Consider the following 20531-nt stretch of genomic DNA (forward strand, 5'->3'; position numbering starts at 1 on the left):
AGAATTGTCGGCCGAGGAGAGGGCAGTACATGCGCGCGGTACACATCACGAGTCTCGACGGACCGGATTCGGTACAGATCGTCGACGTCGACGAACCCGCCGCCCGTGAGAACGCGGTGGTCATCGATGTTCACGCGGCCGGCGTGGCTTTCCCCGACGCCCTGCTGACGAGAGGGCTGTACCAGTACAAGCCCGATTTGCCGTTCGTCCCGGGCAGCGAGGTTGCGGGAATCGTCCGGTCCGCGCCCGAAGGCTCGGGCTTTGCAGCGGGCGACCGTGTCGCGGCACTGACAGGGTTGTCCGACGGTATGGCCGAGGTCGTGGTCGTCTCTCCGGACACTGTGTTCGCGTTGCCCGATTCGGTGTCGCTCACTGCAGGCGCTGGATTGCTGTTCAACGACTTGACGGTCCACTTCGCTCTTCGGCAGCGCGGACGGCTTGCCGAGGGCGAGACGGTTCTGGTGCACGGCGCCGCAGGTGGCATCGGAACCTCAGCGTTGCGTATCGCTCCGGTTCTGGGTGCATCGCGTGTCATCGCGGTCGTCAGCACCGCCGCGAAGGCCGAGACGGCGAAGGCCGCAGGCGCCACGGATGTCGTGCTCGTCGAGGACGAGAACGGCCGAGGGTGGAAGGACGCGGTGAAGGAACTGACTGGAGGGAAGGGCGTCGACATCGTCGTCGATCCGGTCGGAGGTGACAGATTCACCGACAGCATCAGGAGTCTGGCGCCGTCGGGACGCATTCTCGTCCTCGGCTTCACAGGTGGTGAGATTCCCACGGTGAAGGTCAACCGGCTTCTGCTCAACAACGTCGACGTCGTGGGTGTCGGATGGGGAGCGTGGTGGATGACGCGCCCCGGTTACCTCGCCACTCAGTGGGCCGAGCTGAAGCCGCTGCTGGCATCCGGGAAGCTCAGCGCTCCCGAGCCGTCCGTGTCCCCACTGGACAAGGCGGGCGAGGCAATCGCTTCGCTCGAAAATCGCACTGCTGCAGGCAAAGTGGTCCTGCAGCTCGCCTGAGCCGCCCATCGACTCAGGCGGCTCCGCCGCCAGTGGCACGGTTGAGTGCACCAGAGGACACTCAGTCGTGCCACTAGTCGGGCAGCTCCACCCCGCGGGCCTGCGACAACGCCGCCACCTCGGCGGGAAAGACGTTCCTGAACACGAACGGATCGGTCCCCAGCGCCCAGTTCGGGGCCAGCTCGATCGCATACCGTTCGAAGTAGCCCAGCTGCTTGCCGACGAGAATGAGCTCCTCGGGGCTCGACGTGCGGTACTGCTTGCCCATGCCGACGAGCGCTTTGATGAAGTCGGTCAGACTGAAGTGCGCCAACGTGTCCGACAACATCGGCGCGAAGACGGCCTGCAGAATCATGCCGACCTCGGCATCGGTGCCGACGTCCTCGGACACGATGCCGAGGCGTTTGACGCTGCCTGCCAGGCGGGTGAAGTCTCCGTCGATCACCGTGGCGTGGAACAGATCCTGCAGTAGTGAGCGCCACTGTTCGTCGAGCTCACCCATCACGCCGAAATCGAGGAACGCCACTCGTCCGTCGTCGAGCACCCATACATTGCCGGCGTGCACATCGCCGTGAAAAAGGCCGTGCAGGACAAGCGCTTCCATCCAGACCTTCGCTGCTCGGCGTACCACCAGCTCGGAAGTGTCGCCCGGCGTGCACTGATCGAGCGGGGATCCGTGCATGCGTTCCATGCAGATGACCCGGTTGCCGCAGTACTCGTCGATGATCTCGGGGGCCGTCACGTACTCGTTGTCGCCGAACGCGGATATCGCGGCACGGAACGACGCTTGGCGACGTGCCTCGACGACGCTGTCCAGTTCGGCAAACGTCGCGGCGTGCAGATCGACGATGATGGCGGATGCGTTGGCGGTCGCGAAGAATCCGATGTACTTCTCGAGTGCACGCGCGAAGATGTAGGCGATGCGCAGATCGATCTTCATGCGGTGGTAGATGCCGCGTCGCTGAACTTTCATGACGGCTTCGCGGCCGTCCTGCAGAACGCACAGGTGCACTTGGGCAACAGATGCCGAGGACAGCGGAGTGTCATCGAAACGCTGGAACAACTCGTCGGTGCTGCGGCCCAGATCGGCTTCGATGATGGCTCGGGCTTGCGCCCCGGGGAACGACGGAACCTCGTCGAGACATCGAAGACAGGTGTCGGCAAGAACTTTCGGGAACAATCCGGGCGAGGAGCCCATCAACTGTCCGACCTTGACGAACGTCGGGCCGAGTACGAAGAACGCGTCGACCACACCCTCCGATGCATGAATCGGCCAGCCGCGGCGGGGACGAACCATCCACCGTCCGAGAGCGCGAAACTGGTACAGCACCAGAACGGCACCGATGACGATGAGGCGGAGAAATTCGCGAACGCCGAACGTGCGCAGCGGCGGAATGCGCTTCCCGCTCATCGGCCAACCCCGGGAGTGCCTGCGCCGAGGGCCGCGGTTTCCAGCCGAGTCAACACGCGTTCGAAACTCCGGCCGTCGTCGGATGCTCGTGCGAGCACGAGTGCGCCTTGGATGCCTGCGACGATCTCCTCCGCGAGTCCGCGGGAGTCCTCACCGTGACCGAGCTGGCGTAGGACCGGCGTCAGTGCGTCGATCCAATCAGTGAAGTACTTGGCGACCCGGGTGCCGAACAGAGCTCGCTCCATTCCGAGGGAGAACGCGCCGAACAGGCAGACGCGGCGGCCGGACTGGAAGTACTTCAGTGTCTGCGCGAACATGTCGGAAGAGTGGGCGCGGGCGTCCGTTGCCGCCTGCAGTGGCGTGAAGACGTTGACCTGGAACCACGCCTCGACGTCGTCGAGAACGGCCTCTGCCATCTCCGTCTTTCCACGAGGGAAGAAGTGGTAGAGACTGCCTTTGCCGAGCCCGGTCCTGCTGCTGATGACCGACAGTGACGATCCGTTCCAGCCGTGATCGCCGAATACGCCCGCCAGAACCGGCACCACATCTCGCCGGTCGGTAGTTGCTCGTGACACTGTTACTCCTCGGGGTCGCCCCTCGCGCCATTGCGGGGAACGGCTTCGACTGTACCTATCGGTACAACAGGCCGACACCGACCCCGTCAGGAGCACACGATCGACACCACACGTACCCGCCTGGCAGGGTGGCTCTTCGGGCTCGCCGCAATGCAATATCTGCTGGCCGAGGCAGTTACCGCGGCCATGTTCGGCGGGTACCGCCCGGCGTACGACACCGTCAGCGAACTCGGCGTACCTTCCGTCTCGGACTGGCACGTCCTGATGAACATCGCGTTCTGCGTATCCGCAGTATCGGTGTTGGTCGCGGGTTTCTGTTCGGCGCACCTCCTTGCGACGCGACGGCGGGTCTATCTCGGAGCCGTGATCGGGTACTCGGTGGGCAGCGTCCTGGTCGCTACCGTGCATTCCGGCGACGGCAGCGCGCACGTCGTGGGGGCGGTGCTGGCGATCGGGGCGGGAAACGTCATTGCCGTCGTCGTCGGAACAGGTGCGCGTGCCTGTCCACGATGGTATTCCGGTGGAAGTCTGGCCCTGGGCGTCGTCGGATTTTTCGCGTCGGCCCTGCTGATAGCCGGAATCGGGCCGGTGGGAGCCGTCGAACGAGCCTCGATCTATACGTTCGTGGCCTGGGAGCTGTTGACGGCGTTGGTTATCGGAAGGCGCAGCCGTTCTGCTCACAGCAGAAATACAGCGGTTCGGCCGACGCCCTGTCGTCGCGCCTTCTAGCCTGGACGGCATGGCCGAGGACCGAGCAGAAGCGACAGTCATTCCCCTACGTCCCACCCCGCCCCGTGAGCCTCTCGTCCGCGACGGTATGGGACGGGTGCTGCGTCGGATCCGTCAGGAGCAGGGCAGGACGCTCGACGACGTCTCGTCGCAGGCCCGGGTGTCGATGCCGTATCTGTCCGAGATCGAACGTGGCCGCAAGGAAGCGTCGTCCGAGGTTCTCTCGGCACTGTGCGGAGCACTCGAGATCGCGCCGTCGAAGCTGTTGATGCTCACCGGACGTGAACTCGCCGGTGCGGATTCTCGCCGGCGAGTCTCACGTGGGCCGTCCCCGGTCGTCATGCTGGCTGCCTGACTTACTGGTTCCGGTTGGTGGCGATCAGGTCGGCGAGGCCGTAGTCGACGGCCTCGGTGGCCGAATAGATCTTGTCGCGGTCGGTGTCTCGCCGCAATACCTCCGGCTTCTGCCCGGTGTGATGCGCGAGAATCGTCTCCATTTCGCTACGGACCCGGACGATCTCGTCCCGTTGCAGCGTGAGGTCGGAGATCGTTCCTTCTCCTCCTCCCGACGGTTGATGAAGCAGAATTCGGGCGTGGTTCAGCATGATTCGCTTCCCGGGCGCTCCCGACGCCATCAGTACGCCTGCCGCCGACGCCGCCTGCCCCACGCAGAATGTAGAGACATCCGGTTTGATGTATTCCATGGTGTCGTAGATGGCGGTCATCGCGGTGAACGAACCACCGGGAGAGTTGATGTAGAGGCTGATGTCCGCATCGGGATTGTCGGATTCGAGGTGAAAGAGTTGCGCGATAACGACATTGGCGACGCCGTCGTCGATCTCGGTCCCGAGGAAGATCACTCGTTCCGACAGTAGCCGACTGTAGATGTCGAAGGCCCTCTCACCGCTGTGCGTACGTTCGACGACGGTAGGAATCGTGTACTGGCTCATGGTCACAGGCCTACTGTGCGACTGGGTGCCGGCGGTCGGATGTCGTCTAGAGCGGTGACGGTCTGATCGATGAGTCCGTAGTCGCGTGCCTGTTCGGCGGTGAACCAACGATCCCGTTCGCTGTCTGCCGTGACGGTATCCACGTCATGCCCGGAATGTTCGGCATTGAGCCTGTGCATCAACGCTTTCGTGTATTCGAGGTTCTGTGCTTGAATCTCGATGTCCACGGCTGTTCCGCGAATTCCCGCTGACGGCTGGTGCATCATGATTCGGGCATGCGGGAGACTGAACCTCTTGCCCTTGGTTCCGGCCGTCAGCAGGAACTGACCCATGCTGGCCGCGAATCCCATTGCGAGAGTGCTGACATCGTTGGGGATGAGTCGCATGGTGTCGAGTATCGCAAGCCCGGCACTGATCGATCCACCGGGAGAATTGATGTACAGGCTGATGTCTCGACGAGGATCGGAGGCGGACAGCAGCAGAAGTTGCGCGCAGACCCTGTTCGCGATCGCATCGTCGACAGCGGCGCCGAGCACCACGATGCGCTGATCCAGCAATCTCGAGGCCAGTTGGTCGTCGAACGGCGTCACGGTGGCGGATTCCCGCTCGGTCGCTGCCCTCGTGGACATGGTGGACATGGTGGTCATGGTGGTTCCCTTCGTCGATGGTTCGCTCACCAGCTTTCGGGAGCGCCCGCTCGGGAGGAAGGATTCTCTGCTGCCGGCAGAGATCGCCCTCGGCATAACGGGGATGACCAGGCGATTGGGTGGATCGGCGCCGGTGCATGTACTGTTGTGGAACACCCGACGCGGGGTGGAGCAGCTCGGTAGCTCGCTGGGCTCATAACCCAGAGGTCGCAGGTTCAAATCCTGTCCCCGCTACCAAAGTAGAAGAACCCCGGAAACTATGTTTCCGGGGTCTTTTCGTTCCGGGTTACTGCAGTCGTTCCGGGTTACTGCAGCCGAAACCTGACGATGTCGCTGACGCTCTCGATCGCGTCGGTCAGCACCTGCAGGCGGTCCGAGGCTCCGAGAGCCTCCAGCACGTCTTGACGGTCGGACTGGCCCATCGGAACCTGCGCCGCGAGGGTGAAGAGTCGTTCACCGGATCCGGCCGGCAGATCCGAGAACTCGGGCGGGTCGGGAGGGATGGATCCTTCGGCTTCCGCAAGCTTCCCGATGAGCTGGTAGAGGGCCGTGATCTGGTCCCGGAGCTCGCTGAATTCGGGTTCGGCGACCGAATCTTCGGGATGGTCGGGCCACGGGCGCACATCGGCGCGGGGGTACGGATCGTCCTCGAGCCACGCGTCGACCCTGATGCGTTCTCCACCTACACATTCCACGAGGAAGCGGCCGTCGCCGATGTCCCGGTGCGCGACGATGTGGGCGCGCGTGGCGACGTCGTGGCGGATGTCTCCACCACCTGCCTCGTGTCCGCGCGCGATCAGTACTACGCCGAAGCTGGGGTCGGTCGTTGCCAGGCAGTCGCGCAGAAGTTCCTGATAGCGGAGCTCGAAGATGTGGAGCGGAAGAGATTCGCCCGGCAGCAACACGCTGCCGAGCGGAAACATGGGTAGCACGGTCATGTCTGGTCCGACACTGCTGCCTGTGTCTGTTTGTCGGAAGTAGAGCTCGACTGCAAGAACTCGTCGAGAACCCGGAAGAACAGATCGGGCTCGTCCAACTGCGGGAAGTGCCCTGCGCTGGGGAAGATCTCCACGCGGGAGTTCGGCACTTCACGTCGAATGTTGTCGGCGTGCGACGCCGGAATCATGTGGTCCTTGCCGCCCCAGATCAGCAGTGACGGGATCGAATCGAACTTCTCGAAATGTTGCTTGGCGCTGACGGTTTGGCCTCGGGGGCCGACAACTGCGCGGGTGGACGCAAGAAAGGCGTCGCGTGAACCCTTGTCGGCGACCGTCTTGAAGGAACGCCAGGTTTCTTCCATGCTCTTGCCGGGGCGCACCGGTAGACCCCACTTGCCGAGCTGCCCGATGATGCTCTCGGTGTGCTTGCGTACCCAATCGGATGCCAGAACAGGAAGCACCAGCTCACTGCCGGGCAGTGTCGCAGCTTTCAGCAGCAGCGAAACCTCGCGGCCGAGACCGCCGCTGCTGACGAGAGCCAACCGCTCGACACGCTCGGGGAACAGGTACACCGCCTGCATGACGATGCCGCCGCCGAGCGAATGACCGACCATCGGCGTGGATGCGATGTTCAGGTGGTCGAGCAGGTCCCGGATGGTTGCCGAGTGCGAGCTGAGTGAGTAGTCGCCGGACGGTTTGTCAGAAAGCCCGTGACCGAACAGGTCAGGTGCGATAACCCGATATTTCGTGGACAGCCGCTCGATCTGCCCTGCCCATGACTCGTGCGACCCGAGCAACCCGTGGACGAGTACGACGGGTGGACCGTCGCCGACGTCTACGTATCTCAGGACGTCCTTGTGGAGCTCGACGGAATCGAGCTCGTACGGTGACGTGTGGTTGTTCATCGTGCCTCCTCGCTGCTCGTCGACGCTCTCGTGGCAAACCTACGCGGGTCGGGGTGCCGAAGGACAGTAGATGTGGTGCGCACTGCACCTCACGTCATCGGATCGGCGAGCCCACAGCGTTCTCCACAGCCTCCGCCACCGCAACGACCGCGGGTTCGCGAACGAACTCGTTGTGGGAACTTTTCACATGCACCAGCGTCAGCCGACCGGTCACCACCGCCGCCCAGGACGCCGGGTCCGCGACGTTATCATCGGATACGACCACTGTGGCGGCGCCCGCCCAGGGCTTCGGGCGGTGCCGACTCATCGCCTTCGATGCCACCAGCGCGAACGTCAACCAGCGCTCGGTCGTCGATTCCCGTTTCAGACCTGCCCTGGCCAGTCGAATGCGGTAGCGGATTCGGTCGCGAATCGGGATGTTCGCGGGTCGGACGAACAGGGGCGCCGCATGAGGCAGGCCCGGGCCTCCGGGGAGACGATCGAGGATGTCACGAAGCAGCAAAGGGTCCAATAAAACAACCTGTTCGACGACATCACCGGCTTCTGTCAGTAGCCGCGCTACCTCCAGGGCCGTCCACCCGCCGATCGAATGACCGGCAACGATGTACGGGCCTTCGGGCTGCACCGATTTGATCTCGCGAATGTATCGGCGTGCGGCGCCCCGCACAGTGCGGTCGGGTATCGCCGTGCCGTCCAGCCCCCGTGGTTGCAGTGCGTAGACCGCCCGGTCGCCGCTCATCCGTCGGGCGAGCGGCACCATGCCGAGAGCGGGTACACCGGCGCCGGTCACGACGAACAGAGCTGGGTGTCCTCCGGACTTGTTCAAGCGGACGAGCACAGTGCTGCCGTCGTTCTTGGTGACAGTTTCCGATTCGCTCAGCTTCCGGTCGATCAACTCCGCGAGTGTCCGCACTGTCATGGCCGATCCGAGATCGGACGGGGTCAACTGGACGTGCATCATGTCGTTGACGGCGATCAGGATGTTGACCATGGACAACGAGGTGGCACCGAGTGCGGAGAAGTCGTCGTCGCGCCCGATGCGATCGGTGTCGATCTGTGTCGACACGACCGAGGCCACCCAGCGTTCGGTCGCGCCGACGGCGGCATGGTGCGGCGTCGGACGTGAGAGCGGCGAGGGAAGCGCGTTCCGGTCGACCTTTCCTCGCTCGTTTCGGGGAATGGAGTCCAGTTCGACGACGAACATGGGAACCATCCACTCCGGAAAGTTCTCTCTGAGTGCGCTGCGCACCTCGGACTCGGTGTGGCAGCTTCCGACGAAGTATGCGGCGAGTTCGGAACTGCCGTCGTGAACGCATGAGGTGACGAACACGTCGGTGATTCCCGGGAGCGAGCGCACGAAGCCCTCGACTTCGGCAGGTTCGACGAGATAGCCACGCACCTTGATCGCCTCGTCGACGCGGCCGGCCAGATGAAGGACTCCGTCCGAATCGACTCGACCGAGGTCACCCGTCCGGTAGTGGTGCTGAACTCGGTCCGAGAAGAAACGTGACCGGGTCAGATCATCGAGCCCGAGGTAGCCGTCGGCGAGCACGGGGGCCGATACCCGCACCTCACCGATGGCGCCCGTCGTCACCGGGGTTCCGTCCGGCCCGACGATGTCGACGGTCTTACCTCTCGGCTGTTTCCCTGCAGGCAGATATCCCGGAGGAAGTGGCCGACCGGCGCTGTACACGTCGAAGGCGACAGCACCGGCTTCGGTCGTCGCATACCAATTGACGAAGGATGCGCCGGAACCGAGCGCGCTGCGGAACGCGCTGACGTCCTTCGAGTGCAGCGCCTCGCCGTACGTGGTCACCACCCGGAGCGAGGGGACCGCGTCGTCGGGCACCGACGATATCGGTTCGACCCCGGTCGCGAAGCTGCGCACGAGCGACGGAGAGCAGTGCAGTGTCGTCAGCGCGGATTGCTCGATCCACTCGGTCAATGCCGTCGACTGCGTGCTTCGCGGGTCCGTGCAATACACCGACGCGCCGCTGAGAAGGCCGGCGAACAGCGTGTTGAGGCCGGCACCGAAGCTGACAGGGAGTGCGTTCCCGACGCGGTCTCGGGTGGTGAGCCCGAGTGCCGAACTCACTTCGTAGGCTTTGGTCAGGCACATGCGATGGCTGAGAAGTACACCTTTGGCCGCGCCGGTGGATCCCGAGGTGAACGCGATCAACGCGGTTCGACCGCCGGTGAATGCGGGCAGTGGCAGCGAGGAAATCTGGGCGTCGGCGAGGTCCGATGTGGTGAGACGTAGCGCAGACGCTGCCTTGGCGATGCTCGCCGAACGATTCTCGGGCAGGTTCGTGTCGAGCGGAACGAGGGAATGACCGGACGCCATCACCGCAAGCATCAGGGTGATGGAATCGATGGTGCAGGCCGCGTCGACGGCGATCGGTCGGAGATCGTTCGACGTCAGATCCGCAATTTTTCGTGCCGATGCGTACGTCCGGTGCAGTAGTTCGTCGAAGGTGACGGTGCCTTCGCCGCTGTCGATGGCGATCGCGTCGGGTACCGAGTGCGCGACTTCGCACAGCCGGTCGAGCAGGGTATCTCGGGGATCGGGCCTGCACAGGGGAGCGAGCGGCGCGTGTACCGGGGCATCGATCCGGTGCAGCGACATGGCCACTCCTCGCATAAGGCTGTCGTTCTGCTCAGGGCGGTCGTTCTGCTCAGGCAACCGTGGCGGCGGTGATGCCTGTGTTCGCGACCGAAAACAATCGTAAAGTATGTTTTAACCGTAACAAAGTAACCTCATGGTCCTTTTGGGCGCAACTTCTCGTGAACAATCGAGAAGTTGCGCCGGACAGTCAGGCTTCGCTGATTGCTTCCAAGGGTGCGGTTCGGGCCGCGCGAATTGCCGGCCACAGTGCGGCGAGCACGCCGACGACGGCGGATCCGACGAGCATTGCGCTCATCTGCCCCCACGGAATCGTGAGTAGCCCGAGTCCCTCGTCGCGCAAAGTCCTGACGAATCCCCAACCGAAGGCAATCCCGAGGGCCAGGCCGACGATCGCACCGAAGAGTGCGATGAGCAGAGATTCCAGGTAGATGATGCGCCGGACTTGAGGCCTCTGCATGCCGACCGCGCGGAGCATCCCGATCTCGCGTCGTCGTTCGACGACGGATAGGGCGAGCGTGTTGATGATGCCGAGGATGGCGATGACAACCGCGAGAGCGAGGAGACCGTACAGAACGGCGAGCAGGGTATCGATCTGCTGGCTCTGGGCGCCCTTGAACTCCTCGCGGTCCTGAACCTGCACGACGACGAAAGGTTTGGTTGCTGTTTCGAGGTCGCTACGCAATGTATCGAGATCGGTTCCCGGTGCGGCACCGACGAGAACGACGATGTCGGACCGCACGATGCTCGGAGTCACTTCCTGATAGACCTCGTTGGAGATCATCCAATCCCCGACGAGTGGACTGTCCTCGTAGATCGCGGTCACCGTCACGGGTACTTGCTGACCGTCGACCGAGGTCATGTCGACGACGCTGCCGAGGTTCCACCCCTCGCTCGCCGATGCTGACTGCGAGACGGCCATGCTGTCCCCGGTCAGTTCGGGAGAACCGGATACGACGACGGTGTCGAACAATCCGTCCGGGCTTCCTTCGAGCGCAACGCCGAACGCTGGTTCGTCGTCGATGTCCACCGACACCGGATGGAGGATTGCGACGCGATCGACGCCGGCCACCGAGCGTGCCGCCTCACCTGCGCCGGTGGGAACGCCGATGGCGGGTGGACCGCTGAAGATGTAGTCGGCTTCGATGCCGTTGTCCACGAGTGCATCCACGCTCGCCTTGGCCGTCGAACCGAGCACCCCGATGACCGAGACCAACATCAGTCCGAGCATCAGTGCGAAGGCCGTCGCGGCAGTGCGCCTGGGATTGCGGACTGCGTTGGTGCGGGCGAGACGCCCGATTGCCCCGAACGGGCGCGTCAGTACCGAACCGAGAGCGCCGACGATCGGCAGGGAGAGGGACGGTGCGGCAAGGGCGACGGCGACGATGACGGCGACGGCGCCTGCTCCGACGATGGCGGCAGCAGTGCCGCCCGTCGACTGTGCGCCGACCACCACGGCTGCGGCCCCGAGTGCACCGATGCCGACGCCGGCCAGCGTGCGGGTCCGCAGGCTGTCACCGGCGGAAGCGAACTCCTCACGCATGGCCGCGATCGGCGGAATCTTGGCTGCTCGGCGAGCCGGAGCGTATGCGCTCAGAACCGTCACGACGATACCGACCGAGAACGACACGATCACCGTTCGTGGTTCGAGAGCGAGGGTGCCACCGGGCAGACCGAGATCGAACGCATTGAGCAGAGCGCGCAGTCCGTATGCGAGACCGACGCCACCGGCGAAGCCGATCGCACTTCCGATCACACCGACGACGAGCGCTTCCAACACCACAGACCGGCTGACCTGACCTCGGCTCGCTCCGATCGCACGCAGTAGCGCGAGCTCACGAACACGTTGGGCGACGATCATCGAGAAGGTGTTGTAGATGATGAATGTTCCTACCAGCAGCGCGATTGCGCCGAACGCAAGCAGGAAGTAGTTCACGAACGACAGTGCCTGCTCGATCTGGGCCTGTGCCTCCTCGCGTACGTCGTCGGCGGTCTGTACCTTCGCATCGGGCAGTGCCGCGGCGATCTCGTCGCGCAGATCGCTCTGACTCTTTCCGCTTCCGGCCAGGTCCTTGCCGGCGACGTCGTAGTACTGGACATGGTTGCCGTCGGAGAACAGCTCGTTCGCCTGGCTCTCGAAGAATTGGATACCGATATAGCCGCCGGATTCGACGGCTGTGTCGTAAATTCCCGTGACGGTGACGTCGATCGTGCCCTTCGACGGCACGAGTACCTGGGTCTTGTCGCCGACGCCGAGTCCGGACCGAGCCGCTCCGCCCTCGTTGATGACGACCTCGCCGGGCGCCGACGGGGCGGTACCGGCCACGAACACGGCGTCGTCGCCGAGTCTGCGGTCGGCAGGGATGTACGACTCGCCGATAGTCGGCGCGCCACCGGTTTGGACCGCAGCGCCGGACTCGTCGAGGACGACGATCTGTCCGCCCACGTACGGGACGACCGCGGCTACGTCGGGCAGTGCGGAGATGACCGCGGCGTCCGAGGTCGGAACCCCGATAGAGCGGGCATCCTCGGCGCTGACTCGGACGTCGGCGCCCTGGGCGGTGTCGGAGAAGATCGAGGAGAACGTTCGCTGCAGCGTGTCGGTGAACACGAAAGAGCCTGCGACGAAGGCAGTTCCGAGGACGACGGACAGGACGGTGAGTGCAAGTCTCACCTTGTGGGCGGCAAGGTTCCGCAGCGAGACCTTGCGCATGGGATTGGGTGTGGACATGGTCAGACCGTCTCCAGCTGTTTCATGCGATCGAGCACGGTCTCCGCGGTGGGGTTCGCGAGGTGGTCGATGACCGCGCCGTCGGCGAGGAACACCACGCGGTCGGCGTAACTGGCGGCCCGTGGATCGTGGGTGACGATCACGACCGTCTGATCGAACTCGTCGGCTGCCGCGCGCAGGATGCCCAGCACCTCGCCCGACGAGCGCGAATCCAGGTTGCCCGTCGGCTCGTCCCCGAACACGATGTCAGGACGCCCGGCGAGTGCCCGCGCGCAGGCCACGCGTTGTTGCTGGCCTCCGGACAACTCGGAAGGGCGATGACCGAGTCGATCACGCAGGCCGAGTCGGTCGACGACGGTGTCGAGCCACTGCTGGTCGGGTTCGCGGCCGGCGATGTCGAGCGGAAGGGTGATGTTCTCCAGTGCCGTCAGCGTCGGCACCAAGTTGAACGACTGGAACACGAAACCGATCCGGTCCCTTCGGAGTCCGGTCATCTGCTTGTCGCTGAGATTCGTCAGCTCGGTGTCGCCGATCGTGACGGTCCCCGAGGTCGCACTGTCGAGACCGGCGAGGCAGTGCATCAGCGTCGACTTGCCCGATCCGGACGGGCCCATGATGGCGGTGAACTCGCCGCGTGCGAAGTCGACGCTGACGTCCCGCAGAGCGTGAACTTGCGTGTCCCCCGTGCCGTACGTCTTGGTGAGTGCTTTCGCGCTGGCGGCAGGAGCGGAGCCCGCGGATTGACCCGCGAGTGCGATATCAGTCATGCTGCCAGTGTTTCAGTGTTTTGCACCTACCACTATCCGGGGACACCCTGACTTCGTGCGCGGCTCCGGAGTGTCGTGACGGCCTCCTAGTATGGAGTGATGCGCATCGGAGCCCACGTTCGTGACAGTGCCGACCCGCTCGGCTCGGCGTCGGCCCTCGGGGTCGACTTCGTCCAGATGTTCCTCACCGACCCGCAGAAGTGGAACAAGCTGAAGCCGCATCCCCAGGGCGAGGAACTGAAGGCCAGTGACGTCGACGTCGTCGTGCACAGTTCGTACGTCCTCAACGTCGCGAGCCTCAACAACCGCATTCGCATACCCTCACGCAAGGCCGTGATCGAGCAGGCGGCCGCGGCGGCTGACATCGGTGCGATCGGACTGGTCGTACACGGTGGGCATGTGCGTGACGGTGAGGACACCGCGAAAGGATTCGACAACTGGCGCAAGCTGTTCGAACGTCAGGCCGACGAGGGTGGATTCGGTGTTCCGATCTTCATCGAGAACACCGCGGGCGGCGACTTCGCGATGGCGCGTCACTTCGACGACATCGCCCGGCTATGGGATGCGGTAGGTGAGTTCGGCGCGGGCTTCTGCCTCGACACGTGCCACGCCTGGGCAGGAGGCGAGGAACTGGTCGGCGTCGTGGATCGGATCAAGGCCATCACCGGGCGGATCGATCTGGTCCATCTGAACAATTCGCGTGACGAGTTCGACTCGGCGCGAGACCGGCACGCGAACCTGGCCGACGGAACGATCGATGCCGAGGTGCTGACGGCGGTGGCGGAAGCCTCCGGTGCACCGGTGATCCTCGAGACCCCTGAAGAAGGACTCGCGACCGACGTGCAGTTCTTGAAGACGAAGACACAGAGCAGTTCTTGACGGATCGTCAGACGAACATCGAGATCGTCTTCTCCCAGAAGCGCTCGAAGTCGTCGACGTCGGCGCGGGTGAAGATCCGACTGTTCCACCGAAAGTCGGTGTCCACCATGGTGACCCCGTCGACGACCGTCACGTCGCACGTGACCGTCAGGCTGTGGGTCAGCGGCTCGTTCTCGTCGGACATCGAGCTTTCGGTACCGTAGCGAAATGCGATCTGAGCGCCTGGCTTTCGTTCCAGCGCAGGAGAATTCAGCGTGTTCTTGACGATCTCGTAATCGGATCCACCGTTGGGAGCTCCGGCGATTCGACGCCGTACTTCTTCGGTGAGGGTCGCAACATGTCCCCTGGTGGGCAACCGCGCCGGAAAGTAGGAATTCGGACTGCCCTCGATGTCGATCAGGACGCCGGACGCGCAGCTACGGCACCGGTCGCTCTGCCAGGATCCGATGGTATCGGCGAGCACAGCGAGGAGGGTCGTCGGGTCGGGCAGCTCCGCACCCGCCCACTGGGTGCGAACGGTGGTCACGACGGACGAGTCGACGGTGTCGATCCGGGGATCGGTGCGGCGGGATCCGAAAGAGCGTTCCTCTGGCGTCAGTACCGCGACCCAGTACGGAACCTGTGCTGCTGTCACTGCCCGTCACCACCTTGTGTCGCACGCTGTGTGTCGCAAGCCTTACCTAACCTTCGCCACTGTAGCGGCAGCCAGCCTGTTGGGCCAGTCGAGGTGGTCAGACGCCGGTGATCGAGCGAGCCAGACGAGGAACGGTCGGTGATTGTGGGACGTGGCCGGAGTCGAGCTGACCGAGCAGAGCTTCGGACCAGTCGACGAGTCCTGCGACGTCGAGACCGTGCGGTGGATCGGTGCTGTAACTCTCTATGCGGTCATGCCCGCGTCGGAGCAACGACCCCGCGCCGACGTCGTTGCCGCGGAGGAGGTGCGTGAGACCGACGGCGAGCTGGGCAAGTCCCTGCCACAGTGCCCGCTCCGACTCCGGAGAGTCCTTCCACGTCCCTTCGAGAATCTCGTGGGCATGGAAGGGCATTCCGTCGTCGAGGAGCTGCTGCGCACGGACGATCGACTCGTCGGGCGGCAATCTCAGATCGTCGGGAATGCGTTCGACGCCGTCGGCGCCCCGAGACAACGGCCGCCCCAGACCGTCGCGGGGGCGTCCGTTCAGCGGTTTACCGAGGGAATCGCGTTCGCGTTCCGACAAATAGCTCACACCTCGGAGGTAGTCGATGCTCGAGTGTCGTTCTTGGCCGAGGTCACGGTCACCGCGATCAGGGCGGCGAGGGCGAGTGCAGAGACACCGACCATCGTCACCGATACTGCCACGTTGTCGTTGCCCAGTGCGCCGACTACCGGAGCGATGATGGCTCCGAGGCCGAACTGCGCTGCACCGAGGAGTGCGGCTGCGGTGCCCGCGGCTTCACCGTGGCGGGAAAGCGCAAGAGCAGGCGCGTTCGGCATGACGAATCCGACGGCGCCCAGCACGAACCACAGCGGGACGAGGAATCCGATCATGCCCCCGATACCGGCGACCGCGAGCACGGTCATCACCAAGGATGCGACCACGGCGCCCGACAGAGCGGAAATGACGATGCGGACCGGTGCGAAGTAACCGAGCAGCAGGACGTTGAGTTGAGATGCACCGATCAATGCGATGGCTCCCAGTGCAAACACGATGGCGAACTGCTGTTCGTTGAGCCCGAACTCTTCCTGCAGAACGAACGACGACCCGGCTATGTAGGCGAACAGGGCCGACATCGCGAGGGCCGCAACGAGGACGAGCACCACGAACTGTCGGTCCCGCAGCAGGCCGCCGTACGTGCGGACGACCGGCATGATTCCGCGGCCGCGGCGACGCTCGGGAGGCAACGTTTCCCGGAGTGAGAACACGGCGAGGACGAGCAGCGCAACACCGAGGATGGTCAGCGCGCCGAAGACCCAGCGCCACGATCCGACGAGCAGGATGCCACCGCCGAGGGATGGAGCAAGAACCGGTGCGACGCCCATGACGAGCATCAACCGGGACAGGACGGTGGCGGCAGCGCGGCCGGTGAACAGGTCGCGAACCACGGCCATCGCGACCACGGCCGCAGCTGCAGCACCGAGACCTTGCAGGCCACGGAAGAGCCCGAGCACGGCCACGTTGGGCGCGATCGCGCACAGCAGCGACGCAACGATGTGGATGGCGGTGCCCACGATCAGTGGCAGGCGACGTCCGACGATGTCCGACAGCGGGCCGATGATCAGCTGGCCGAGAGCCAGGCCGATCAAGGTGCCCGTCAGAGTGAGCTGGACAGCTGCGGACGACGACTCGAGATCGTCGACGATCGACGGCAGCGCGGGCAAGTACATGTCGATGGTCAGCGGACCGAGGGCGATGAGCGCGCCGAGCACGAGGATGACCCTCATGCGCTCACCGGCGGTCGGTGTGGAGTCTCGCGCGTCGGTCTTGTGCGCGTCGGTGTAGTGCGCGTCGGGCAGGACGTGGGGTGCGGTCTGTTCCGGGGCATGTGACACGAAGTACTCAGCAACGAGATCGCCTGATCTGTTCCCGGTGTGATGTATTCGAACTAGGGTCTCTGCGGTGAGCAACTTCGGGGACAGTCCACGGCAGGCAGTCGTCCGGGAGTACATCGACGCGCTCGCGTCGCACGACTCCGGTGCCGTGAAGTTCGCTCCGGGCGCGCGCCGGATCGAGAACGGCATCACGACCGGATTCTCCGGTCCAGGGCTGGCCAAGGGTCTCGACAACGCCTTCTACTACCACGCGATCCTCGACATTCGCGACATCGAATTCACGGAGTCCGGGGACACCGTGCGGGCAACGTTCCTCATCGACGCCGGAGTCCGACGGAAGCGGATCGTGACCGTCGCGGTCGAGGAAACGTTCCTCGTTCCCGACGGCACCATCCATCTGATCATGGCGAAACTCCGCCTCAGATTTCGCCGAACACCTCGGTAAGTCCCGCTCGGACTCCTGCCGGGCTGGAGACTCCGATGCCGCTGGGGGTGTCGATGCCGTAGCGGTCGATCTCCTTCTGTAGATCGAGAGGCCGGATCGACGAGCTGGCGTCGATGGTCGCCTCGTCGAGGAGGTTCAGTGGGACGAGCCAGACGATCTCGAACTCGATGCCGTCGGGATCCTTGCCATACAGACTCTTGGTGGAACCGTGATCGGATGCGCCGACGAGAGCGCCGGCGGCGGAGAGCTTCTGCGCCAGGTCGGCGAGGTCGGCGAGGGTCTGCACCTCCCACGCCAGATGGTAGAGCCCGACGGTCTCGCGTCCGGCGCCGCTCGGGCGCGCGCTGTCACCGAGCTGGAACAGGCCGAGATCGTGATCGTTGGTACTGGCGTTCGCCTGAAGGAAGGCCGCTCCCGCGCCCATTCGCAGTTTGACTCGGAAGCCGAGCACGTCGGTGTAGAACGCGACGGACTCCTCGACGTTGCGTACGTACAGGACTGCGTGGTTGAGCCGCTGAATAGCCATGACATCTCCTAAGTTGAACCTTCAACCTAAGAGTACACCGGATGCCGCTCGGCCGTCAGTGCCAGGTGTGATCGACGAGCGGAGTGCGGGGACCGAACTTCGGCTTGATCGCCTTCCCGCTCACCTGAAGTAGGCGGACGGCTCGAAATCGATGTGGAGCAAGAGGTTTCATGTATTCGATCATTCCCTCGTCGTCGAGGGGTCGGCCGAGTAGAGACCAACCGACGACGGCGGCGAGGTGGTAGTCGCCCACCGACAAGGCGTCGGGATCGCCGAGGGCGCGCTGTGCCACCTCGGCGGCCGTCCAGATACCGACGCCCGGGACGGCTCTCAGTCGTCTCGACGCGTCCAGGTATGACATGGAGGTGGTCTGTTCGAGGCGGCCGGCGACCTGCGCGCACCGCACGATGGTCTTCGATCTCGCCGGATCGACGTTGGCCAGGTGGTATTCCCACGACGGGATGCGCCGCCACACGTCAGGGGTCGGAGGTACGAACATTGGCCTGGGCGTCGGACCCGGCGCGCGATCGCCGAACTTGGTGACAAGCGTGCGCCACGACGAGAACGCGGACAACCCGTGCACACGTTGTTCGAGGATCGCCGGAACGAGCGCCTCCATGACGAGTCCCGTCCGACCCAGCCGTAGGTGTGGGAACTGGCGGTGAGCTTCTTTCAGCGTCGGGTGGTCGGGTTCGAAGCCCGATGCGTCGTCGTCGCAACCGAGCAAGGCCGGCAACATGTCGGTGAACTCGACGGCACCGTCGCCCCACGCCGTGCATCGGACGGAGTGCCGAGTCGTCTGTGCGAGTCGATAGGTGACGAGTCCGGACGGCAGCCGCGATGCTCGCCACACACAGCCGGCGCCGTCGCGTTCGTGGGTGGGGTCACTGCGGCCTCGACGAAGGCCCGACATACTCATCCCGACGTCGAGCGGACGCTCGGATTCGAGCGCACAAGAGATCGAGTCGAGAGCGCCGGGAGTAGCAGGACTGGACGACCACATCGTGGAGACGAGCCTAATGCCTTCCCCTGACAGGCCTCGTTCTAGTCGAAGCCACCCGCCACCGTGACCACGGTCCGGCCGATGACCCGCCCCTGGGCGATGTCGTCGAGCGTGCCACGAACATCGGCGACAGGGACCTCGGTGGTGAGTGCATCGAGGCGCTGAGGACGCAGATCGGTCTCCAACTGGTGCCAGATTGCCCGACGCTTGTCGATCGGGAGCTGAACCGAATCGATCCCCAGCAGCGAGACGCCGCGCAGGATGAACGGCAACACCGTCGTCGACAGCTGGGCGCCTCCGGTCAGTCCGCTGGCCGCGACGGAGCCGCCGTAGCGAACCGTGCTGAGCACGTGCGCGAGCGTCTTGCCACCTACACAATCGACGGCACCTGCCCAGTCGGCGCGGCCGAGCGGCCGAGGTTTTGCGTCGGGATCCTCCGGCAACCTGCCGGTCACCGCGTGTGCTCCCAGGCTGGTCAAGAGATCGGCTGCGTGTTCCTTCCCTGTCGATGCGTGAACCTCGAACCCGGCGGCCGACAGCAAGTCGACGCTGACGGTCCCGACGCCGCCGCTGGCACCGGTGACGAGGATCGGGCCGTCGGATGGGGTGAGTCCAGCCGCGCGTAGTGCCAGAACGCTCATCGCAGCGGTGAAGCCGGCGGTTCCGATCGCAGCTGCCTCGCGCGTCGACAGTGTCGCCAACGGAACGACCCACTCCGCAGGTACCCGTGCATATTCGGCGTAGCCACCATGTTGCGCAGTCCCGATGTCGTACCCGTGCGCGACGACTCGCTGCCCCACTGCTACGTCCGCACTCGTCGATTCGACGACGGTTCCGGCGATGTCGATGCCAGGAACGATGGGATAGTCCCGAACCACGCCACCCTTGGGTGTGATCGCAAGCGCGTCTTTGAAATTGACCGACGAGTACTCGACGGCGATGGTGACGGACGGACCCGAGATTACCGGGAGAAACGATGCGTCGACGCTCTCGCGAGCGAGCGTTATTCCGTCGGATTCGCGCGCTACGAGCGCAGCGAACGACGGTTGCACGGTATTTGCTTCTGCCGCGGCACTGGTCACTGGTGGGTGTCCTTCCGTTCTCGGATGCTTTCCCACACTACCTATTCGAGCGCGGCGGCTGTTGTTTGTCGGTGTGGGGACGTATGGTCCTGTTCCGTGATCATCGTGAGTACTGACGGCTCGTGTCTGCGCAATCCGGGTGGAGCCATCGGTTGGGCCTGGGTCAACCACACCGGTCCGAGTAACTCCGGCGGCGAACCATCAGGGACCAATCAGGTCGCCGAATTGCGTGCGCTACTCGAAGCGGTGCTCGCGCATCCCGGTGATGAACCGTTGCTCATCGAATCCGACTCGCAGTACGCCATCAAGTGCGCCTCGGAATGGCTGCCCGGGTGGAAGCGCAAGGGATGGAAGACCGCTGGCGGTACGCCGGTACGCAACCTCGATCTCGTCAAGAGCATCGATACCGCGATCACCGAGCGCACGGGACCGGTTCGATTCCGCTGGGTCCGCGGGCATGTGGGCAATCACTTCAACGAGGCAGCGGATGCCCTCGCCGGAGAAGCCGCACGGGCGATCGCAGCGGGCGCGCCGTCGACCCAGCCAGCGCCGGCCAAGCCTGTGTCAACCCAGCCTGCGCCGACCCAGCCTGCGCCGACCCAGCCTGCGCCGACCCAGCCCGCCCCCGCCGACGAGGTCGCAACACTCTTCTGAAGCTCGGCTGTGTGCAAACGCCACTGCCTACAACGCCACCGCTGTTCACAACGCCATCGCTGTTCACAACGCCATTGCTCGTTTACAACAGCAGTGTGCGTTGTAAACGAGCGGTTG

The 20531-nt window shown here is 64.3% G+C and carries 21 protein-coding genes and 1 tRNA gene; 7 read left to right on the forward strand and 15 right to left on the reverse strand.

All coding sequences use genetic code 11. The annotated features are described in order from the left end of the window. The first annotated feature begins 29 nt into the window (after nt 1-29). Nucleotides 30-1019, forward strand: coding sequence for an NADPH:quinone oxidoreductase family protein (locus A2J03_RS06945; protein ID WP_068371261.1), 990 nt, complete (start codon nt 30-32; stop codon nt 1017-1019). Between the two features lie 73 nt (nt 1020-1092). On the opposite strand, the gene A2J03_RS06950 is transcribed toward A2J03_RS06945, so the two are convergent. Together A2J03_RS06950 and A2J03_RS06955 are read right to left on the reverse strand one after the other, a co-directional pair. Beyond that, nucleotides 1093-2430: an ABC1 kinase family protein gene (locus tag A2J03_RS06950; protein WP_068371264.1), complete on the reverse strand. Its 1338-nt coding sequence runs from the start codon at nt 2428-2430 to the stop codon at nt 1093-1095. Beyond that, nucleotides 2427-3005, reverse strand: coding sequence for a TetR/AcrR family transcriptional regulator (locus tag A2J03_RS06955; RefSeq protein ID WP_197480647.1), 579 nt, complete (start codon nt 3003-3005; stop codon nt 2427-2429). The genes A2J03_RS06950 and A2J03_RS06955 overlap by 4 nt, the downstream gene beginning before the upstream one ends. A gap of 150 nt (nt 3006-3155) precedes the next feature. Between A2J03_RS06955 and A2J03_RS06960 the strand changes: the two genes are divergently transcribed. Next, a complete protein-coding gene (locus tag A2J03_RS06960) occupies nt 3156-3734 on the forward strand; it encodes a DUF998 domain-containing protein (protein ID WP_068371269.1) in 579 nt (192 codons plus the stop codon). Nucleotides 3735-3744: 10 nt separating this feature from the next. Further along, nucleotides 3745-4089 (forward strand): helix-turn-helix domain-containing protein, encoded by a 345-nt coding sequence (locus A2J03_RS06965; protein WP_068371270.1) that lies wholly within the window; start codon nt 3745-3747, stop codon nt 4087-4089. A 1-nt stretch (nt 4090) separates the two neighbouring features. On the opposite strand, the gene A2J03_RS06970 is transcribed toward A2J03_RS06965, so the two are convergent. Both A2J03_RS06970 and A2J03_RS06975 read right to left on the reverse strand, forming a co-directional pair. Then, nucleotides 4091-4684, reverse strand: a complete 594-nt coding sequence (locus tag A2J03_RS06970) for a ClpP family protease (protein WP_068371271.1) — start codon at nt 4682-4684, stop codon at nt 4091-4093. 2 nt (nt 4685-4686) lie between these two features. Next, on the reverse strand, nt 4687-5331 hold the full coding sequence (locus tag A2J03_RS06975; RefSeq protein ID WP_068371272.1) for a ClpP family protease: 645 nt from the start codon (nt 5329-5331) through the stop codon (nt 4687-4689). A gap of 160 nt (nt 5332-5491) precedes the next feature. Between A2J03_RS06975 and A2J03_RS06980 the strand changes: the two genes are divergently transcribed. Next, nucleotides 5492-5568: transfer RNA gene (locus A2J03_RS06980), tRNA-Met, on the forward strand. Nucleotides 5569-5636: 68 nt separating this feature from the next. Here A2J03_RS06980 and A2J03_RS06985 read toward each other — a convergent pair. From A2J03_RS06985 to A2J03_RS07005, 5 genes are all read right to left on the reverse strand, one after another. Next, on the reverse strand, nt 5637-6269 hold the full coding sequence (locus A2J03_RS06985; RefSeq protein WP_068371275.1) for an LON peptidase substrate-binding domain-containing protein: 633 nt from the start codon (nt 6267-6269) through the stop codon (nt 5637-5639). Beyond that, nucleotides 6266-7174 (reverse strand): alpha/beta fold hydrolase, encoded by a 909-nt coding sequence (locus A2J03_RS06990; RefSeq protein WP_068371280.1) that lies wholly within the window; start codon nt 7172-7174, stop codon nt 6266-6268. Before A2J03_RS06990 ends, A2J03_RS06985 begins: the two co-directional genes overlap by 4 nt. Before the next feature lie 94 nt (nt 7175-7268). Next, complete coding sequence (locus tag A2J03_RS06995; protein WP_068371352.1) at nt 7269-9800, reverse strand: alpha/beta fold hydrolase; 2532 nt, start codon at nt 9798-9800, stop codon at nt 7269-7271. 187 nt (nt 9801-9987) lie between these two features. After that, on the reverse strand, nt 9988-12510 hold the full coding sequence (locus A2J03_RS07000) for an ABC transporter permease (RefSeq protein ID WP_068371355.1): 2523 nt from the start codon (nt 12508-12510) through the stop codon (nt 9988-9990). A gap of 20 nt (nt 12511-12530) precedes the next feature. Next, complete coding sequence (locus tag A2J03_RS07005) at nt 12531-13295, reverse strand: ABC transporter ATP-binding protein (protein WP_068371283.1); 765 nt, start codon at nt 13293-13295, stop codon at nt 12531-12533. A gap of 99 nt (nt 13296-13394) precedes the next feature. Between A2J03_RS07005 and A2J03_RS07010 the strand changes: the two genes are divergently transcribed. Continuing rightward, nucleotides 13395-14174, forward strand: a complete 780-nt coding sequence (locus A2J03_RS07010; RefSeq protein WP_068371286.1) for a deoxyribonuclease IV — start codon at nt 13395-13397, stop codon at nt 14172-14174. A 7-nt stretch (nt 14175-14181) separates the two neighbouring features. On the opposite strand, the gene A2J03_RS07015 is transcribed toward A2J03_RS07010, so the two are convergent. The 3 genes from A2J03_RS07015 to A2J03_RS07025 form a co-directional block, all read right to left on the reverse strand. After that, nucleotides 14182-14808 (reverse strand): hypothetical protein, encoded by a 627-nt coding sequence (locus A2J03_RS07015; protein ID WP_068371290.1) that lies wholly within the window; start codon nt 14806-14808, stop codon nt 14182-14184. 97 nt (nt 14809-14905) lie between these two features. After that, nucleotides 14906-15391, reverse strand: a complete 486-nt coding sequence (locus tag A2J03_RS07020; RefSeq protein ID WP_068371357.1) for a DUF309 domain-containing protein — start codon at nt 15389-15391, stop codon at nt 14906-14908. A 5-nt stretch (nt 15392-15396) separates the two neighbouring features. Beyond that, entirely contained in the window at nt 15397-16596 is a 1200-nt protein-coding gene (locus A2J03_RS07025; RefSeq protein ID WP_068371359.1) for a multidrug effflux MFS transporter, read from the reverse strand. Nucleotides 16597-16771: 175 nt separating this feature from the next. On the opposite strand from A2J03_RS07025, the gene A2J03_RS07030 reads away from it, so the two are divergent. Next, the gene (locus A2J03_RS07030) at nt 16772-17149 is read left to right on the forward strand and encodes a hypothetical protein (RefSeq protein WP_068371292.1); all 378 of its coding nucleotides are present in this window, start codon (nt 16772-16774) and stop codon (nt 17147-17149) included. Here A2J03_RS07030 and A2J03_RS07035 read toward each other — a convergent pair. The 3 genes from A2J03_RS07035 to A2J03_RS07045 are packed head-to-tail and all read right to left on the reverse strand — an operon-like array spanning nt 17124 to nt 19760. Next, nucleotides 17124-17675 (reverse strand): VOC family protein, encoded by a 552-nt coding sequence (locus A2J03_RS07035; RefSeq protein ID WP_068371297.1) that lies wholly within the window; start codon nt 17673-17675, stop codon nt 17124-17126. The genes A2J03_RS07030 and A2J03_RS07035 overlap by 26 nt on opposite strands. A gap of 55 nt (nt 17676-17730) precedes the next feature. Further along, nucleotides 17731-18678, reverse strand: a complete 948-nt coding sequence (locus tag A2J03_RS07040) for a DNA-3-methyladenine glycosylase family protein (RefSeq protein ID WP_068371300.1) — start codon at nt 18676-18678, stop codon at nt 17731-17733. 41 nt (nt 18679-18719) lie between these two features. Beyond that, entirely contained in the window at nt 18720-19760 is a 1041-nt protein-coding gene (locus tag A2J03_RS07045) for an acrylyl-CoA reductase family protein (RefSeq protein WP_068371305.1), read from the reverse strand. Nucleotides 19761-19856: 96 nt separating this feature from the next. Here A2J03_RS07045 and A2J03_RS07050 point away from each other — a divergent pair, with 96 nt between their 5' ends. After that, entirely contained in the window at nt 19857-20414 is a 558-nt protein-coding gene (locus A2J03_RS07050) for a ribonuclease H family protein (protein ID WP_068371308.1), read from the forward strand. Nucleotides 20415-20531: the final 117 nt, after the last annotated feature.

Source organism: Rhodococcus sp. EPR-157 (assembly GCF_001647195.1).
Taxonomy (GTDB): domain Bacteria; phylum Actinomycetota; class Actinomycetes; order Mycobacteriales; family Mycobacteriaceae; genus Rhodococcoides.

Bases quoted from the DNA above. Each gene is read 5' to 3' on its own strand.
- A2J03_RS06965 (WP_068371270.1), top strand. From the start codon at position 3,745: ATGGCCGAGGACCGAGCAGAAGCGACAGTCATTCCCCTACGTCCCACC.
- A2J03_RS06950 (WP_068371264.1), bottom strand. From the start codon at position 2,430: ATGAGCGGGAAGCGCATTCCGCCGCTGCGCACGTTCGGCGTTCGCGAA.
- A2J03_RS06975 (WP_068371272.1), bottom strand. From the start codon at position 5,331: ATGACCACCATGTCCACCATGTCCACGAGGGCAGCGACCGAGCGGGAA.
- A2J03_RS06960 (WP_068371269.1), top strand. From the start codon at position 3,156: ATGCAATATCTGCTGGCCGAGGCAGTTACCGCGGCCATGTTCGGCGGG.
- A2J03_RS07035 (WP_068371297.1), bottom strand. From the start codon at position 17,675: ATGGCTATTCAGCGGCTCAACCACGCAGTCCTGTACGTACGCAACGTC.
- A2J03_RS07040 (WP_068371300.1), bottom strand. From the start codon at position 18,678: ATGTGGTCGTCCAGTCCTGCTACTCCCGGCGCTCTCGACTCGATCTCT.
- A2J03_RS07005 (WP_068371283.1), bottom strand. From the start codon at position 13,295: ATGACTGATATCGCACTCGCGGGTCAATCCGCGGGCTCCGCTCCTGCC.
- A2J03_RS07010 (WP_068371286.1), top strand. From the start codon at position 13,395: ATGCGCATCGGAGCCCACGTTCGTGACAGTGCCGACCCGCTCGGCTCG.
- A2J03_RS06990 (WP_068371280.1), bottom strand. From the start codon at position 7,174: ATGAACAACCACACGTCACCGTACGAGCTCGATTCCGTCGAGCTCCAC.
- A2J03_RS06985 (WP_068371275.1), bottom strand. From the start codon at position 6,269: ATGACCGTGCTACCCATGTTTCCGCTCGGCAGCGTGTTGCTGCCGGGC.
- A2J03_RS06995 (WP_068371352.1), bottom strand. From the start codon at position 9,800: ATGTCGCTGCACCGGATCGATGCCCCGGTACACGCGCCGCTCGCTCCC.
- A2J03_RS07000 (WP_068371355.1), bottom strand. From the start codon at position 12,510: ATGCGCAAGGTCTCGCTGCGGAACCTTGCCGCCCACAAGGTGAGACTT.
- A2J03_RS06970 (WP_068371271.1), bottom strand. From the start codon at position 4,684: ATGAGCCAGTACACGATTCCTACCGTCGTCGAACGTACGCACAGCGGT.
- A2J03_RS06945 (WP_068371261.1), top strand. From the start codon at position 30: ATGCGCGCGGTACACATCACGAGTCTCGACGGACCGGATTCGGTACAG.
- A2J03_RS07025 (WP_068371359.1), bottom strand. From the start codon at position 16,596: ATGAGGGTCATCCTCGTGCTCGGCGCGCTCATCGCCCTCGGTCCGCTG.